This is a genomic window from Legionella massiliensis (assembly GCF_000756815.1).
In the GTDB taxonomy this organism is placed as follows: Bacteria; Pseudomonadota; Gammaproteobacteria; order Legionellales; family Legionellaceae; genus Tatlockia; species Tatlockia massiliensis.
This window is the reverse complement of the sequence record NZ_CCVW01000003.1, coordinates 55,671-71,979: the sequence shown is the minus strand read 5'-3', so window position 1 is coordinate 71,979 and position 16,309 is coordinate 55,671. Positions and strand designations below refer to the sequence as shown.

Sequence of the window (16,309 nt, the reverse complement as noted above, 5' to 3'; positions counted from 1 at the left end):
CCGCGGCTTGACCGCGGGATCTGGCTGTGGCTAAAGCTACATAGACCCCGCGGTCAAGCCGCGGGGATTCGGAGCTAGTTAGTGGATTTCTATGTTTTGTCCCGTACAAAGATAAAATTTTTAGTAGAAGCCAAAAATGCCTGATCTCAGAATAGACGCGGGAATTCGAATTAGAAGATTTTTATTTTCCTGCTCAAGCTCCGAGCCTAACCTCTAAGATGATTTTTATGCTCATTTAAAGCCATTTCAGGAATATTTTCTATTGCCCATTTCTCGAAGATGTTCGCTAATTGGATACTTCCATACTCAGATAAATGATAACTTTGATCTCTAAACAAGGGCAAACCATCGCGAATCATAGAGCATTTTTTATCATCACAAAATAACTGATTCTGATTGAAGAAAACCACGTTGGGGTTAGTCTTTTTTATTGACTGTACGAAAGGCTCAAACAGTTTTAAGAAGTTTTCATAATAGTCTAAAGTTAACTCACAAGAAGGCTGTTCTTGTCCGCTAAAAGGCCTGGAAAAACAACTTTTCATATCGTAATTTAAAGTCAAATGCGGGATAAAAACGATTACTTTAACTCTGTTTTTTTCTAAAAAATCGATGCGTTTCTTAATGTTTTTAATGTATTCCTCATCTACATTAGGCCGTAAACCACTCATAATTGCGTATTTAACAGTACCTGATTGCTCAATAATCTTATCTATAAATCGTTGTTGGATTAAGGGTCGCAGCCCCGAACAAGGACTTGTAGTAATCGGCTCGTTAATCAGCCTCGACTTTTCGAACCATTGGGGATCGCAGGTTCCAAACGATAAAATAGACTCGTATTTGAAAAACTTATTTTTAGCCAGTCCGACGTACAAATGATTTGCATAACTGTTTCCCAATAAAATCAGAGTTGGTTTTTCTTTTTTATTGGCCATGCAAAACATCCAGGCATAATCCTCAGAGCCTTTAAGTGGATAATTCCTCAAACAGGTTTCGTTAGTCATATATTTCCAATTCAAGGTAAATTGGGAATTCGCTTTTATCAATCTATCCATAGCAGCGCGTTTAGGAAATCCTTCTGTTTTGTAACCTTCCCAACCGAGCAAAGCAATCATTAGCATTAAGGCTAACAAGGCCAAAGATGAGCGCAATTTGTTCTGATTTGCCCTTAATGGTTTTTCAATAAATTGATAGGTGAGCCAAGCAAGAAAGATAGCCATTAACACCGCTATAACTCGAATTTGCACAGAAGGTAAATCGCCAGTAATTATTCGAGGAAAGGTAAGCAAAGGCCAATGCCAAAGATAAAGCGGAAAACTTATCAGGCCAACCCATACCATTATTGGGCTTGCAAGCACTCGGCGGTTTAACCAAGCCCCTGCCCCTGCACCAATAATTAGTAGAGCACCAATAGTAGGCAATAAGGCAGCCCAACCAGGAAAATGGCGCCCTCGCTTAAGAACAAATAAAGTGAGAATAATTAGAAAAATACCAACCATAGATTGTATATTTGCTAATAGTTTTTTCTTATTTTCTGCTTGATTTAGTTTACTAAAAAGCCTGGGCAATCCAGCTTCATTTTGTACGGTTAAAAACGCTAAAAATGAGCCAGTCAACAACTCCCAGAAGCGTGTTTGTGGCGAATAAAAGGCAGCTGTTATATCGTAGTGTACAGTGGTGATATTTAGCAGAAATGAAATTGCAAAGACCAAAACAATTGTGAATAGCAAACTAAATCGCATTCGCCAGGCGAACCAAACCAATAAGGGCCAAACGATGTAAAATTGCTCTTCAATACCCAAAGACCATAGATGCAGCAAAGGCTTAGTCACTGCCGCATTATCAAAGTAACCGCTTTCATTCCATAGCAATAGATTGGCAATAAACCCAGCGCCACCCATAATATGCTTACTAAGTTGGGTATATTCATCTGGCAAAAGCGCAAACCAACCAAAGCTAAAACAAGCGACCAACACTAAAATAAGCGCAGGAAAAATACGATTAACTCGTCGTGAATAAAAGGTCACTAGACTAAAGCGATTGGTTTGCGCAAAACTGTTAAGAATAATTTTGGAAATTAGAAAGCCTGAAATAACAAAAAAGATATCAACTCCAATAAAACCTGCCTTGAGCGCGTGAGGAAAGGCATGAAAAATAACCACTAGCAGCACAGCAATTGCACGCAAACCATCAATATCAGGACGGTAATCTGAGTGCATTTTATAGTCGGTATTATTCATATTTTGCTTATTATTTTCAGGAGTTCACAGGCGCTACCAATAAATGTAAAGGCCAGGATATCTTATATTTTATTTGTGGATCGCCCCAAATAGAGGCTAATTCATCGGCGACAAGGGTAATCGGATTTAGTTTATTTCGCAACTCATATTCCTTTACTGCGGACCAGGTATTCAAATATCCAAGTAACTCTGGCAGATTTAATTCTTTTTCAATACTAAAAGAAGGTGTTGTTATTCGCTTAAAGGGGAAGGGAATTGTTTGATATTCTTTATCAATATAACGTCGCTCTACCGGCCAATAGTCATCACCTAAAATCTCGTCATATAATTTGCTAATTTGCTTATCAATTTCAGAGCCAAATTTACCTAAGGAATAGCACCAGGCCGCTATCACAGCTGAATCCTTTGCAACACGTCGAATCTCTTGGTAAAACAAATCAAAATTAAACCAATGCATAGCCTGGGCAATTGTGATCAAATCAACTGATTTATCCTCGATAGGCGTCTTTTCAGCAGCACAGCAAAGATAACGAATATTTGCTTTTTTTGGGGCAACATCCAGGGGAGCTTGGTTCACATCGCTGGCAATCACCTGCTCAAATCGCTCAGCTAAAATGAGGGCTGCCTGCCCATTTCCAGTACCACAATCCCATGCACACTGCGACTTAGCCACCAAGGTTAGCAAATAGTCATAGAGTGCTGTCGGATAATCAGGGCGAAAACGCAGATAATTATTGGCTTGCTGATTAAAATGTTTAATGTAGTCCATCACGTCTCTCTTATTCGGTTAGATTCTTATACTGTAATAGATTAGTCCCCAGCTTGTCCCTATATTCCGTTATTCTGAGCGTCCTTTGTGATCCCGAACGGTCCCCCGTCATCCCGAACGTAGTGAGGGATCTCCGGGATTAGCACTATTCCTCTTTCAGGAGATCTCTCTCTACGTTCGACATGACGTGAATCGTTGCTTAGACCTTCCCCAAAGTATAGGAATTATGTTCCTCTTGCAATTGCGCCTTCAACTCCTCTGATGCGCCTTGGAAGTGGCTAAAGCGATTAACTAAACTAATCGTTTGTTTAATATTATGTATTTTAGCCTTTGTTGCCGTGATATCCACACTTTGCTCAGCATAAAAAGGATCTCTACTGCGTGATAAAAGCTCGCGCTTGGATAGTCCCTCTTCTAGCTGCGAATCGGAGACCTTAGGTAAAAAGGATTTTCCCTTTAGCGTACAACGCTTGGCTTGATAATAAGTCTCTATTTCTTTATAGCTAAAACTCTCTACAATTTCATTGCTATACATATCTAAATCTTCATTCCTAGGAAGATCAGCGCTATGGCATGGTGCCTCTTTAACCTCCTTCCAGCCGAAGATCACATCCAAGGCATCAGCAAACTTACAGATTAGATAAAAACTTATAGGTGCGCTGGCTACAATAAGCAGCATTGCAGGTGTCACACCAGGAATGAATAGGCCGCCTACAATTAGGGCTGCTGTAACCGCCAGAGCTAACTTATGGTTTGCAACATAGCGTACTGTCGGTAATATCAGGTAGCGATAAAACTCATGACCAACATAGGCTAGGCTTCTTAGCACAGTATAGAGCCAGAAATTCCTGGTTTTGCGACTTTCATTATCAGCCTCAGTATCAACCCCAACAAAACGGGTTTCAGCAAAACCGGCATAATTTAAAGCATGATCAACAAATCCTCCGGCATTTTGTAAGAACTCTGGTGGAGTGACATGTAGTAGATCCCATTCTTTTTTCCATATGCCAAATTTAGATACGTGATCATCGCCCTGTTTCTGAATAAAAACTGGAGGTTTTTCACTGAGTTCATCCCAATGATCAAAACGACTTTTGTGCCAAGGCTCATATAATCCAGGGGGATTAAGGGCATCAACACGTGATAATTTATCCCCTTGATCAATAGCCAAAAGCAAAGATAAAGAGCCGCCTAAGCTGGTTCCACAAACGTGGACCTTCTTACCCTGCTTTTCCAACCATTTCGCTATTTTATCGCGGCCTTGACGATATAAAATCTTCCCTGGTGTTTCAAAAGCTTCTAAATCAGTATTCACCTGCACGTTGAAGCCTTGACCAGCAGGATAAGTTGTCCCCATAAAGATTAGATGAGGCTCAGCTTCACTATCCCTAATAGGCTCTAAACCATAAGCAAAAACCCTGTCATCATCATTGATAAACAACTTTCTAAAGCCTGATGTTGGCGTTAACTCAATAGGCGTGACCTTGTAATCAACCATTCGCCAACTGCCATCAATCCATTGAGGAATAGCCATTGACTCAAAGGGGTTCAAATCAGAAAAAGGTAAGAGACTCATACAGTTAGCAATAAACAACTGTGCCTGATTGAATTGCATTGGGTCTAATTCTTGGCCCACTAATTGCGTATAGAGATGCTGAAATCCTTGCTGGAAGCCCAAGCGCATTCCACGTAATAACTCAGGATCACGTTCAATAAAAACAGCACTAAATACTCGCCAAGAGACCAAATCCTGCCAATCTTCATTCCAACCCATCATCAGGATGCGCATTGCATTACGAGCAATAATTGCTGCATTCTCGCCAGGATTTAAAGGGTTTTCTACTTCAAAATCGGCTGAATCAAAGAAATTCAGTTCTAAACCACCGGCGTAATTTTCGCCTTCAGTCATTATGGATCTCCACTTCGGTTAATGATGTACTTACTAGATATGCGCGCATTCTACACCAAATAGAGACAAATAGATCATTGTTATCTAGTTGGAAACAAAATGTCATTTAAATTTACATTTACAATGAGAAAATGTTCTTTTACCCCCTAACCCTCACTGCCATTAACCTTGAAGAAAAGCCAAATTTGAGTGCAAGTTGAACGAAAAAGGACTCTAAAAAAGCGCAGCGAGTATTTTTCAGAGTTTTCAACCTTGAAGAAAAGCCAGATTTGAGTGCAGGTTGAACGAAAGGGATTCTAAAAAAAACGGAGCATAGATAGCTATGTGAGTATTTTTTTAGAATCCCTTTCGTTCAAGATGCGCCAAATATGGCTTTTCTAAGCGATGATTGAGAAGCCGAGGAGGATACCGTGCTGTATCGGCAAGCTCGCAATGTACCCCGTATAGTTTGATGGGTTTATATGCAACCTCGGATTACCACCAAAGATTCCCTGGTAAAGCAGATTTAGACTTGTGAGTTCAGTAAGAGGGTAACCAAATCCCGCTTGAAACTCGCCAGAGATTTCGGATTTATTATTGAAATATAAACTGTCGATCTGCCAGTGGCGATAGGCAATTCCACCTTTAATCTGAGCATATAGCAAGCTTTCATCGACGGGATTTGCTTGGGCAGTGATAAGTAAATCCAGCATAGGACGCATAGTTGTACGCACGGCGGTACCCAAAACAGAGATCGTCCCCTGAGGGATTTCTAAACGCATACGATTTCCTGTTTGGACACCAAACTCGAGACCAAAATTGGCTTGATTAGTTGTTAGCATTTCCGCCGCTAGGGCTAAACGCCCAAGGGCTGTTTGACTGCCGCCGGCACTTGTATGTTGATATTCAGTATATCCAAGACTTCCGATAACTGACCAACGATTACCTAGATCATCAGAATCAGAGATCATTAATACCGGTGCATCTGAATCACTAAATACATTGAAGGATATAAGGCATCCTATCAAAATCAATTGCATGCTACGTATCATGCTCATTCTGTTCCTCAATTGCCTAAATTAAAATCATGCATGAGCTAAATCTCAATTTATACGCCATTTATTTAAAATTTTCCACAGAAAGATTTCTGAGTTCCTACGGCAAGGCCAGACAAGTGGGAAACTGGGCTCGTATAAAGAATTATCAACAAACCATAAGTAATAATCTTGATCTTAGGCGCTAGAAAAGCGATGATTTTTGTTTTTCGATCTAAAGGGAGTCAGTGTGCAACACGAAACAATGGAATATGACGTAGTCATTGTCGGTGCGGGTCCCGCTGGATTGTCTGCTGCAATTAAATTGAAGCAATTAGCTGCTAAAGAGAATAAGGAATTAACCGTCTGTATTCTCGAGAAAGGAGCACAGGTTGGCTCCCATATTTTATCTGGGGCAGTTTTGGAACCGCGAAGCCTGCAAGAATTATTACCAGATAATTGGCAAGAAGCCCCTCTGAATACAGCAGTAAATAAAGATCTTTTTTATTTTCTAACCAGCAAACATGCTATACGCCTCCCTACTCCCAAACCCATGCGTAACCATGGAAATTATATTATCAGCTTGGGGGAACTATGCCGCTTTCTTGCAACTGAGGCTGAAAAATTAGGCTGTGAAATCTATCCTGGCTTTGCTGCTGCGGAAGTCCTTTACAATGACCAGGATCAGGTTATTGGTGTTGCCACTGGCGAGGTAGGTATTGATAAAAAAGGGCAGCAAACACCAAACTATCAAGCTGGAATGCATTTGCTCGCCAAGCAAACCCTCTTTGCCGAAGGTTGTCGTGGTCAACTGAGCCAAACCCTGATGCAACATTATAATTTGCGTGATAAAGCACAGCCACAGACCTACGGTTTGGGTATTAAAGAGATCTGGCAGGTTAGTCCAGAGAAACATCAGCCGGGAAAGGTCGTTCATACCATAGGCTGGCCTCTTAATAAGGCAACCTATGGTGGTTCATTTATTTATCATTTATCCAATAACCGCGTAGCCCTGGGTTTTGTAGTTGGTTTGGACTATAAAAATCCCTGGCTTAGCCCTTTTGGCGAATTCCAACGTTTCAAAACCCATCCCCTGGTTTCTGATTTGCTCAAAGGTGCTGAACGTATTAGCTATGGAGCTCGCGCCCTGAACGAAGGTGGCTGGCAATCCATACCAAAACTCAGTTTCCCTGGAGGAATCTTAATTGGCGATGCAGCCGGTTTTCTTAATGTACCCAAAATTAAGGGTATTCATGCCGCCATGAAGACTGGGATGCTGGCCGCAGAAGCTTGTTTTGAATTTTTAATTCAAGATCAACAGGCAGATGCTGAACTCAAAACTTATCCTGAAAAATTTCAAAACTCCTGGCTTGCAAAAGAGTTATACCAAGTAAGAAACATTCGACCCGGTTTTCGTTATGGTCTATGGGTAGGCTTGGCAAACGCAGCTTTTGAAACTTATATCAGTCGTGGTAAAGCGCCCTGGACAATGAAGAATCATGCTGATTTTTCTAGTTTACGCCCGGCAAATAGTTCGAAGAAAATTAATTATCCTAAACCCGATGGGGTCCTTACTTTTGACAAGCTGTCCTCTGTTTATCTATCGAACACCTATCACGAAGAGAATCAACCGAGCCATTTAAAGTTACGTAATCCCCTACTTGCTATCAGAGTGAATTATCAACTCTACGCCTCGCCGGAAACTCGATACTGCCCTGCTGGCGTCTATGAAATTATAGAGGAAGAAGGAAAAGAACCGAGACTACAAATCAATGCGCAAAATTGTATCCACTGTAAAACCTGCGATATCAAGGATCCGCGTCAGAATATTGTTTGGCAGGCGCCAGAAGGTAGTGGTGGGCCTAATTATATTGATATGTAGAAAACTAATCATTAAGTCCCCTCATCGCAAGGATGACGGCATTCAACTCACACCGCAATGCCTGCTCGCAATGCGGTGGCTACGCTAGGGCAACAGCTATAGGGTTTTCCGCCTCCTTCAACTGATAATTCAAATTCGCAAGCTCCCTATCTAGTTGTCTAGCCCAAGTGCGAAAGCCCTTGCAGGTTTCCACCTTTTCTAATTTAAAAAAGCTCTCGGCTACTCCATTGTTCCGTAAATCTACCTTTATATGGCTAATTCCATTTAATAAACAACGCTTTACACTTTTAACACAATTATTAAGCAGCAAGGAATAAGCTCTCAGATTTTCTTCGCGCATCGCTTTAAGTACCGCTGCTTCATCGACATAAAAAGCCAGTCCACTTTCGCTGGTTGGTAAGCTTAGTGAATGATCGGGATGACGCCCCTCTGTTTCCAGTGATTTTTTTAAGAAATGCTCTCTCCTTAGGGTCAAATCGACTTTTTCCTTATACCTTCCCTTAATGAGTTGGAGATCATTTTCATCCCTACCATTTATCCGTTCATTCGCTTCTTTAAGATTTCTTTGATAATAGGCAAGCGCAATTTCGATCTGGTTAATTTTATTTTTATATGATGATAATTCTTGTTGATCAGCCAATTGCAAGAGTTCTAAATATTGGGTCAGTTTATCTCTTTGTAGCCTTATATTTTCCTGCTTTTCATATAAGTCATTTAGCGTATCCTTTATTGCTTTAATTTCAATTTCTGTTTTATTATCTGGATGAGATATTTTTTCAAGATAGCTTAACTTTCTATGATAAAAGTTTAGTTTTTTGTCTAATTCATTTAAGTTATTTTCTAGTGAAAAATCTGCTTTTTTTAGCTCGTCTACCCTCGTTATAAAGAGCTCTTTTCGCCTTATTCCTTCTATTTCTAAATTGTCTTTTTCTTGACTTAGCTGCTCTAGATTCACTTCCCAAGTTTTTTTATTCTCTAAATCACATTCTAAATCTGAAGCGTCTACAGCTAAGGCCAAATTCCTTTGTTTCTTTTGGCAAAGGGATAAAAGTGCTTCCTTATCGTGTTGTATATGGGCACTCTTTTCCCCTGTATCCTCCCTTTTCATATCTGATCTATGCTCCGAAAACTCCGGGCTCACTCCCCTCCCACCAGAACCAAGATGTAGCATTGATAAAAAATCTCGCAGCAGAGCTGTATTAGAGGGCTTTTCTTTTGGCCAAAAACTATGAGTAACTTGAAAGCTTTTTACAAATTTTTGTTTAAAGAAACGGTTATTTTCCCTAACAACAGTCTCCGGCAAAATAGCAAGGCTTTTTTCTACCATTAATCCATGGGGTTCCTGTTCAATATACTCATAGGAAGCGCTGCGCTCATCAAGCGTTAAAACAAAGTTAACATGCCCAACATTCTCCCCCCTATCCTCAGAGGCTAGGATAGGCCCCAAAATGCCATGTGTTATTCTTTTACTGAAAAGATGAGCTGTAGGTAGCCAGATATTTACTTCTATCATAATGCCCTTTCTGTCAATTTAATTACTACTGAGATCAAAAATAATTCAATACATCTAAGATAGCCGAAGTAAAGGCTAAAGCAATAGCGAATTGAGCTATTCTTTTATTAATGACTTGTTGCAGCCTTATTTATGAAAATATTGTTATTTTATAGGCTAAGAGTTAGACTTGCTGGGTTTTTTCAAGTCCCGGTGGCACAGCTGGATAGCGCAGCCCCCTCCTAAGGGGCAGGTCGGAGGTTCAAATCCTCTCCGGGACGCCAAAAAATCAATAAGTTACGTATAATTCCCCATAATTTCTATATTCACAGGATGCATATAGGGAGCAAATCAAATTTGATATTTCTTTTTACAACATTTTTTAAACTTTAAACCACTACCACATGGACAGCATGCATTCACCTCAATTTTATTTTTCTTTTTAATATTTCTATTTTTATTACTGCTTTGTTTGAAGTGCTGAGCACAATTCTCCATCTTCTGCGAGTAAAGCCAAGGATAATCAACTTTGATAATGAATTTTACAACACCATGCCAATAGTTTCTGCTAATGACATAGTCAGGGCTTCATTTTCGGGCAATTCAGGATAGGAGCTACTTTGTGTTTTTAAAATATAATGACCTTGTTGATCAACAATCTCAAAACAAGCTGCTTTTATTTTTAATCGCGCGCTTAATTTGGTTTGTATTCCCTGAATAGACATTTTTCCTGCGCGGGTTATTGCCGCTTGGCCTACTCTTATCAGTTGCTCAAAATAGTCATTCTGCTATAACAGTAATTCAAGGTGTTTGGCAATGTAAACTAACAAATGAATAATGGTTAAGATCGCGGGGCTTGCTATATATTATTCCCTTTAAAACCTCGGATTGGACATTCTTTTTTCCCCTTCTTCACGGACTAGTAAGGCTACGTCTTCATCATAACGATCTGGCTGCCGTCTGAATATTTCAAGCCAGACATCACATGCAACGTTTAGCAGATCCATCATACCTGGATGGGAATTCAAAAATTTGCTTGTTGAAATGGCACCGGTGAATCTGCTGAGATCAATTCTATCTATCGATTTCATTTCTTTCAGAATATTCAATCCTTGTCTTGATAATGCATCGAGAAGAAGATTAACTGCATTCTCATCACGATCTTTCTGTACATAACGTGTGGAGCGTTCTCTGTCTATATCATAGTTTACAATAATATCCCAAAGGTACTGAAACGAGAACTCTATTATTGGGTAAGGGCCATAAGGATGGCAATGGCTGCCTGTGTTATGACTTACCATATAAGATTGGTTTCTTTTTGAATCTAAATAATCTACACCCAAAATATCATCAATAGACATAGTTTTATTCAAGAAATCTGATGCGGATCTCCGCACATTCTTCATGCCTTGGTGAGAAGCTAAAAATTCACTTTCTGAAATTGTCTTGATAAACTCGGCAAGCTCTTCCTTAAAACCAAAACCTGGATTTTTGTATTTTTCTTCAAGCACAGTAACTATGTGACGCGATAATTCATCAAGAAGCACATTTCCATCATCTTCAGAACAAGCAATTATTGGATAGATAACAGAATTTTTTCTGACATCATCGTAGCTGGTAATGATATCTTGCAGCTGAAAAAATTTCAGCTCCTTGATTGATAAGCTTCCCCAAGGATGGATGTCGTCTTCGATACCCAGAATATAGTTAATGGAATCATTACAAACAGGACGCTTTTTTTGGAAAAATTTATGAGATTCTCTAAACTCTTGCATGATTTACCTTGAGTTTTCTATTAGCTTAAAATTAAAAAACTTGTGCATTATATAAACAACCAGATTAATTATCAAGATTTACTTGCTTTCACATTGACCCTGCTCGGTTCTGTCGGGGTGAGTTTTGAGGATCGGCAAGATCTTTTAGGTCATCGATCTGGTTGTATTACTACGCACTATTCATCAGCGGAACTGCAAAATCTGTATGCAGAGCTAATTAAATATCTATAACTTTCTTCGCTTACCTGGATATTAATGATGATGTCCATAATGCACTCCTTGGACGTAAAGCAGCAAAGACTCGTCTTGAAGCATTTCCCTGCTAAGCGCTCCGCCATTGAATTAGGGAAAAAGATGGTGGATCACAAGACCTATTCGTTTCGTCAGGATTTCGCTGACACATCAGTTGTGTTTCTCTAAGATTATCAGAGGAATAAATGAAATTAAGCAATTTTGGCAAGTGATTCTAAATGAACTTAATTGAACCAAACTCAAAATTTCATGCTCGTTTTAGATTAAACTACGTAACTTATTAAACGTTTAGTCGAGCACAAAGAAATGAATATTATTGAACCATTGATATTAGGGATGGTTTTGAGTGCCGACTCGTTTTCAGCTGCGGTAGCAATGGGACTTCGGCCTCATAAATTTAGCGATTCTTTTCGATTCGCTCTTGTATCAGGTGGTGCGGAGCTTATTGCCACATTTATCGGGGCTGTAGCAGGTGACACTATTATTTCGCGTTTTAGTTCGATAGATCATTGGATTGCTTTTTCATTATTATTTGTTGTTGCTATCCATATGGCCTATGAAGGAGTTAGAGAATGGAGAAATAGAAATGATGGTATTAAGCCCATAGAATTTCATGGTTTTATCAAACTCTTAGTAGTTGCTATCGCAACAAGCTTGGATGCGTTAGCTGTTGGAGTGAGTCTAGGAGTTGCTAATAAGCCACTATTACCTTACTTAACCTCAATTGGTGGCTGGGCTTTTGGCTCAACAATAATTGGTATGGCGATAGCAAGAAAAATACCCAAACATTTATCTGCGGTTTTTAATGTAATTGGAGCGCTTATTCTTTTTATTCTTTCCATTCATATGTTGAAAATATAAGATTTTTTTACTTTACAGTGAAAACTACCTATTCAGCCTAGCGCTCCGGAACTTGCGCTATGACGCAAAACTCGCAAGACATTGGCTTGATAAGGGTCTGGCTCTTACGAAGCTGAACAGTGATCGAGTAAAAGTGAAATCCTCAGTCGCTGCGTCAAGACTATATTTGATCAATAATCAAAGGATCATTTCTTGATTTAATCGCGCCAAAATATCCTCAATTGGCAAGCCCATCACATTATAATAAGACCCTTCTATATCCTTAACAAAACTATCCCGCACCTGCTGAATTCCATAAGCTCCAGCCTTATCAAAGGGTTCCCCTGAGTCAATATAATCCTGTATTTGCTGTTCATTGAGATGATGAAATTGTATGCGGGTTTTTGTGTAATTAACCCACCACCGCTGCTCTGGTAAAAAAACCAGAGCGTAACCGGTATAAACCTCATGAGACTTGCCGCTCAGCATACGCAACATTCGATATGCATCTTCGCGGTCTCTGGGTTTTTCTAAGATATGATTCTCATATGCCACTGTAGTATCTGCAGCTATGATTAAATCTGCGCGATTCTTTCTCAGCTGAGATAAAACAGTTTGTGCTTTTTCTCTGGCAAGCCGAGTTACATAATTTTTAGCGTCTTCGCCATTCTGCAGAATTTCCTCGATATCGGCGGGCTTAACAACAGCAGACAAGCCATGCGCCTGCAAGATTTGCAAACGCCGTGGTGACGCGCTGGCGAGAATTATTTTTAATTGATGATTCGCTATCATTAAGAATAATAACCATTAAGACTTTTATAATTTTTGTAGTATCTCATTATTTTATATGTAGTTTTTGATATCCCGGTAAAAAATTTTGTGAGCCTCCAATTTTAGTAAAGTCAATACGAGCTCTTCATCCAGTATGGGTGCGAAACAATCAGTATGTATTTTAAAATGCTTACTGTATAATTTGCAATCTTTCGGTCGGAGGTGATATGGCAAAAAAACGTATAGCGGTACTAAAAGTAGATTATATTCAAGGCCAAGACAATAAAATTGCGATTCTCGAATTTGGTGGTGGAAATACATCTGGTACTCATGGTGTTCCGGGAGGCGTCTTTGCTTTTAATCAGAAGCTATTGGAGCAACTACTTGTCATGTCTCCCGAACAACCATTGTATTTATCCCCTATAGAAGGTTTTGAAGCAGGGAGTCTTGAATCGGGAACTGCTAACCTTTTTGTTACTTTGGTTAAGAACACAAATCCTAATGCAAAGATTGATACTACTACTGTTTCTGATGTAAGAAAATCTACAAAGCCTGCGCATCTTTTAATCAGAGCAGAGACAAGCAAATTATCGGAATTCGCAAGTATCGAATTGCAACAGGAGTTAAAATCAACTCCTGTTACTGTGATTAATGGGAGCAATACCCTACCTCCTCTAACAATGGATAAAGCGTTTGCTTCTTCAATGATGAGACATTTTCTCCCTGAAAATGAACGATCATACCGCCCTCAAGAAGTGTTTATTGGCGCTAATGATTCAGAAAGCACGATTGAAATGAAAATTTCCGCATTGCCTGAGAAACAGTATTTAATAAAGGCTATTACAAAGGACTCACAGGTAGGTATTCTACTTGCTGATTCGATAGAAGAGTTAAGACATTACTTACAATTAATACATAGAAGAGAAATTGCTAAACTCAAAAAACTTCTGCTTACCGAAAATAAGTTACTTGGCGTCGAGTTAAGTTGCTGGCAAGACCCTTGTTCTTTAATTATCCAAGAGCTTGTTTATGCTAAAACGATTACAGTTAATGAAAAGCAATATAACCCGACTGGCAGAGCTTTTTTTATTGTCGAGTTAGAAGGGAAGGATAAGGTCGCTGTAAATTTATTATATTCTTATTGGGTCTTACCTCGTCAAGAAGCGACGAGTGTCTCAACTTTCCTTAATAGCATTTCCCATTTAGGGGGTAGAGAATTGGATCATGCTCCCCAATCAGAAAACGACCAGCAAGTCATTAATCTATTTCTCTGCTCTGATGAATTTAAACAATTTATGGCGAAAATGTTGAGTACCCCGGTTCAAGAGTTAGTCAATAATGTTAAACAGCGTGAAAAAGATAGTGCGTTATTCCACTATCTGCAAACTTATTCCCTTGCATTTGCTTATCCAGCTCTTTGCTGGGAACAAATTGGTAAAGCACAGAGAGAACAACTAAGTGATAATTTTGCTAAAGAATATGTAATGAGAATGTCTTCCGCTATTAACAGTCTATTTAATCAGTTAGAGCGAGCAAAGGGTAAAGTCGGTTTAGCAAAAGAAATAGAGTTAATTCACTCAATGTATTATACATTAATGTATACGCATAACAGCCTAAATGGATTAAACCGTGTCGCAATGTTTGATTTAATTTCAGATAAAATCAAACCTGTATTTACACGACTTATTTCAGTCTACTCCAGACACCCACAAAAGCAGAGTAACGAAGTAGTAGATAATATAAGACAATATCAACAGCAGTATGCCTATTTTCAAAATCGATTTAACCTGCCTTCCTTAGTTATGCAAAGTCATTTTTCAGATTCTTCGCCCAATTTCTTTTCTACTTTGGACTCCTTTGATTATAGAAACGATTTGAAAGCACTTACAGGATATGAATGGAAATATAATAAAGAAGCCAAAATGCACTGGGTAAATTTTGATACCGAGATACAAAGAAATCAGTATGCTAAGTTTTTAGAATCAAAAGGTGTAAAAATTCAATCAACGTTAACCAAAACTGGTCAACCAATTATTGTGCTGCGCTCTCTAAACCCACAGGAGTTAAAAAAATTAGAGTCTCCCAGCCAAGTAGGGGAAGAATTCGGTGAAAGAGCTCCTGTAATACGCCAATAAGGCAGGGTCAACTTAACAATAAGTTAAATCGGAAGATTAAGTACTGAAATGCAAGCCGCTGCCAGCTTTTGAGTTACAATCCGTGAAAACAAACTTATTCAACCAATAAATGAAGTTATGAGAGGTTTGCTCCAATAGAGGAATTATGATGTCATTTACATGTAATATAGATAAAACGGATCGGATAAATCGTACAATAATTGGTGCAGCATTGTGTATTGCGGCACTATTTGAAATGGAAAAATTTTCCTATATTGCATTAGGGCTCGCGTTAATCATGCTTCTGTTCGCGACTCATGCCGGTCTGACCGTTATTTTATGACACGCGATAACTTTAGTTGGACTGATGGAGAAGACTACATTATTGAATTGGATTTAGACAGTAACCTTTGCGGGTCGAATAGATCGGGACCCTCGTTAGAGCGCTTTATTCATGGCGAAATTTATCGAGCACGGCCTGATGTTAATGCCATTGTTCATACACACTCTCCGGCTTTAATTCCTTTTGATGTTAGCAAAACACCTTTGCAACCGCTATATCATATGTGTGGACTTTTAGCCGCAGGTGCTCCGATATTTGATATACAGCATAAACATGGGACGATGAATGTGCTGTTAGGAGTTGTGAATGAGTAGAGCTACTAGCTTAGACCGACCCTAGTTATAGAACCTATTGATTTTTAATTGTTAATTATTTAATCTTACCGTCCTATAGAAATACATAATTCCCAATGACTCCAGGCAAAGAGCTACCCAAGATGATTGAAAAGTCTCAAGAAGAGATAGAGGAAGTCATTGCTCTGGTTGAATCATCGAATCTACGTGAAGAAATAAAGCCCTTTGTGATTGGCTGCATTAACCTTGCCTCGTGGATACCCAAAGCGTTGGTCGAACACAAAATAACGATATCAAATTTAAAACGCCTTATTTTTGGCAAGGGTGCTAAAACCACTCGAAAGCAATCGCCTACGATAGAAAAGTCAGAGGCTTCTAATCAAGCCTCTCAAGAGGATAAAAAGTTCAAAGGACTGGGCGCTTACCCAACACCGCGTATACCCATGCTAAAGAGAAATTGCCTCTTTATTTACTGATTTAGCCGCACGGATACTTCCAAGGGGCAGGTCGGAGGTTCAAATCCTCTCCGGGACGCCAGTTTATAGAGACCCAAATCAAAAATACAACACCTTGATTTAACTAGTCTTTGATCGGTAGCGGGTTCAATTTCCGCCGAGCA

General features: G+C 39.4%; 14 protein-coding genes, 1 tRNA gene and 1 pseudogene. 7 read left to right on the top strand and 9 right to left on the bottom strand.

Translation table 11 applies throughout. From position 1 onward, the window contains the following. Positions 1 to 206: 206 nt before the first annotated feature. From BN1094_RS11970 to BN1094_RS11955, 4 genes are all read right to left on the bottom strand, one after another. A complete protein-coding gene (locus BN1094_RS11970; protein ID WP_043874702.1) occupies positions 207 to 2,237 on the bottom strand; it encodes an acyltransferase family protein in 2,031 nt (676 codons plus the stop codon). A gap of 16 nt (positions 2,238 to 2,253) precedes the next feature. Continuing rightward, positions 2,254 to 3,006 carry a class I SAM-dependent methyltransferase gene (locus BN1094_RS11965; RefSeq protein ID WP_043874701.1) on the bottom strand — a complete coding sequence of 251 codons (753 nt, stop codon included), beginning with the start codon at positions 3,004 to 3,006 and terminating at the stop codon, positions 2,254 to 2,256. A 199-nt stretch (positions 3,007 to 3,205) separates the two neighbouring features. Continuing rightward, positions 3,206 to 4,915 carry a hypothetical protein gene (locus tag BN1094_RS11960; RefSeq protein ID WP_043874700.1) on the bottom strand — a complete coding sequence of 570 codons (1,710 nt, stop codon included), beginning with the start codon at positions 4,913 to 4,915 and terminating at the stop codon, positions 3,206 to 3,208. 377 nt (positions 4,916 to 5,292) lie between these two features. Then, positions 5,293 to 5,952 (bottom strand): hypothetical protein, encoded by a 660-nt coding sequence (locus BN1094_RS11955; RefSeq protein ID WP_245614325.1) that lies wholly within the window; start codon positions 5,950 to 5,952, stop codon positions 5,293 to 5,295. A gap of 226 nt (positions 5,953 to 6,178) precedes the next feature. Here BN1094_RS11955 and BN1094_RS11950 point away from each other — a divergent pair, with 226 nt between their 5' ends. Beyond that, the gene (locus BN1094_RS11950) at positions 6,179 to 7,810 is read left to right on the top strand and encodes an electron transfer flavoprotein-ubiquinone oxidoreductase (protein WP_043874699.1); all 1,632 of its coding nucleotides are present in this window, start codon (positions 6,179 to 6,181) and stop codon (positions 7,808 to 7,810) included. Between the two features lie 79 nt (positions 7,811 to 7,889). Here BN1094_RS11950 and BN1094_RS11945 read toward each other — a convergent pair whose 3' ends face one another. Further along, a complete protein-coding gene (locus BN1094_RS11945; RefSeq protein ID WP_043874698.1) occupies positions 7,890 to 9,323 on the bottom strand; it encodes a hypothetical protein in 1,434 nt (477 codons plus the stop codon). A gap of 186 nt (positions 9,324 to 9,509) precedes the next feature. Here BN1094_RS11945 and BN1094_RS11940 point away from each other — a divergent pair. Continuing rightward, a tRNA-Arg gene (locus BN1094_RS11940) sits at positions 9,510 to 9,586 on the top strand. 67 nt (positions 9,587 to 9,653) lie between these two features. Here the strand turns inward: BN1094_RS11940 and BN1094_RS20320 are convergent. The 3 genes from BN1094_RS20320 to BN1094_RS11930 form a co-directional block, all read right to left on the bottom strand. Next, on the bottom strand, positions 9,654 to 9,800 hold the full coding sequence (locus BN1094_RS20320) for an SEC-C metal-binding domain-containing protein (protein WP_081935141.1): 147 nt from the start codon (positions 9,798 to 9,800) through the stop codon (positions 9,654 to 9,656). 44 nt (positions 9,801 to 9,844) lie between these two features. After that, a complete protein-coding gene (locus BN1094_RS19545) occupies positions 9,845 to 10,027 on the bottom strand; it encodes a HipA domain-containing protein (RefSeq protein WP_099909018.1) in 183 nt (60 codons plus the stop codon). A gap of 150 nt (positions 10,028 to 10,177) precedes the next feature. Then, on the bottom strand, positions 10,178 to 11,077 hold the full coding sequence (locus BN1094_RS11930) for a hypothetical protein (RefSeq protein WP_043874697.1): 900 nt from the start codon (positions 11,075 to 11,077) through the stop codon (positions 10,178 to 10,180). Between the two features lie 102 nt (positions 11,078 to 11,179). On the opposite strand from BN1094_RS11930, the pseudogene BN1094_RS20125 reads away from it, so the two are divergent. Together BN1094_RS20125 and BN1094_RS11925 are read left to right on the top strand one after the other, a co-directional pair. Continuing rightward, positions 11,180 to 11,284: pseudogene (locus BN1094_RS20125) on the top strand (site-specific integrase); the annotation flags it as partial. A 351-nt stretch (positions 11,285 to 11,635) separates the two neighbouring features. After that, positions 11,636 to 12,190, top strand: a complete 555-nt coding sequence (locus BN1094_RS11925) for a manganese efflux pump MntP (RefSeq protein WP_043874696.1) — start codon at positions 11,636 to 11,638, stop codon at positions 12,188 to 12,190. 177 nt (positions 12,191 to 12,367) lie between these two features. Here BN1094_RS11925 and BN1094_RS11920 read toward each other — a convergent pair whose 3' ends face one another. After that, the gene (locus BN1094_RS11920; RefSeq protein ID WP_043874695.1) at positions 12,368 to 12,961 is read right to left on the bottom strand and encodes a Maf family protein; all 594 of its coding nucleotides are present in this window, start codon (positions 12,959 to 12,961) and stop codon (positions 12,368 to 12,370) included. 206 nt (positions 12,962 to 13,167) lie between these two features. On the opposite strand from BN1094_RS11920, the gene BN1094_RS11915 reads away from it, so the two are divergent. The 3 genes from BN1094_RS11915 to BN1094_RS11905 all read left to right on the top strand — a co-directional run bounded on the left by BN1094_RS11915 (position 13,168) and on the right by BN1094_RS11905 (position 16,166). Next, positions 13,168 to 15,075 carry a hypothetical protein gene (locus BN1094_RS11915; RefSeq protein ID WP_043874694.1) on the top strand — a complete coding sequence of 636 codons (1,908 nt, stop codon included), beginning with the start codon at positions 13,168 to 13,170 and terminating at the stop codon, positions 15,073 to 15,075. 243 nt (positions 15,076 to 15,318) lie between these two features. Then, entirely contained in the window at positions 15,319 to 15,711 is a 393-nt protein-coding gene (locus BN1094_RS11910) for a class II aldolase/adducin family protein (RefSeq protein ID WP_342666485.1), read from the top strand. Positions 15,712 to 15,833: 122 nt separating this feature from the next. Beyond that, complete coding sequence (locus BN1094_RS11905; RefSeq protein ID WP_245614323.1) at positions 15,834 to 16,166, top strand: hypothetical protein; 333 nt, start codon at positions 15,834 to 15,836, stop codon at positions 16,164 to 16,166. Positions 16,167 to 16,309 lie beyond the last annotated feature (143 nt).

What these genes read in the sequence shown, in the direction of transcription:
- BN1094_RS11925 (WP_043874696.1), top strand. Translation starts at nt 11,636, where the DNA reads ATGAATATTATTGAACCATTGATATTAGGGATGGTTTTGAGTGCCGAC.
- BN1094_RS11920 (WP_043874695.1), bottom strand. Translation starts at nt 12,961, where the DNA reads ATGATAGCGAATCATCAATTAAAAATAATTCTCGCCAGCGCGTCACCA.
- BN1094_RS19545 (WP_099909018.1), bottom strand. Translation starts at nt 10,027, where the DNA reads ATGTCTATTCAGGGAATACAAACCAAATTAAGCGCGCGATTAAAAATA.
- BN1094_RS11970 (WP_043874702.1), bottom strand. Translation starts at nt 2,237, where the DNA reads ATGAATAATACCGACTATAAAATGCACTCAGATTACCGTCCTGATATT.
- BN1094_RS11905 (WP_245614323.1), top strand. Translation starts at nt 15,834, where the DNA reads ATGATTGAAAAGTCTCAAGAAGAGATAGAGGAAGTCATTGCTCTGGTT.
- BN1094_RS11955 (WP_245614325.1), bottom strand. Translation starts at nt 5,952, where the DNA reads ATGAGCATGATACGTAGCATGCAATTGATTTTGATAGGATGCCTTATA.
- BN1094_RS11915 (WP_043874694.1), top strand. Translation starts at nt 13,168, where the DNA reads ATGGCAAAAAAACGTATAGCGGTACTAAAAGTAGATTATATTCAAGGC.
- BN1094_RS11960 (WP_043874700.1), bottom strand. Translation starts at nt 4,915, where the DNA reads ATGACTGAAGGCGAAAATTACGCCGGTGGTTTAGAACTGAATTTCTTT.
- BN1094_RS11945 (WP_043874698.1), bottom strand. Translation starts at nt 9,323, where the DNA reads ATGATAGAAGTAAATATCTGGCTACCTACAGCTCATCTTTTCAGTAAA.
- BN1094_RS11965 (WP_043874701.1), bottom strand. Translation starts at nt 3,006, where the DNA reads ATGGACTACATTAAACATTTTAATCAGCAAGCCAATAATTATCTGCGT.
- BN1094_RS11930 (WP_043874697.1), bottom strand. Translation starts at nt 11,077, where the DNA reads ATGCAAGAGTTTAGAGAATCTCATAAATTTTTCCAAAAAAAGCGTCCT.
- BN1094_RS20320 (WP_081935141.1), bottom strand. Translation starts at nt 9,800, where the DNA reads ATGGAGAATTGTGCTCAGCACTTCAAACAAAGCAGTAATAAAAATAGA.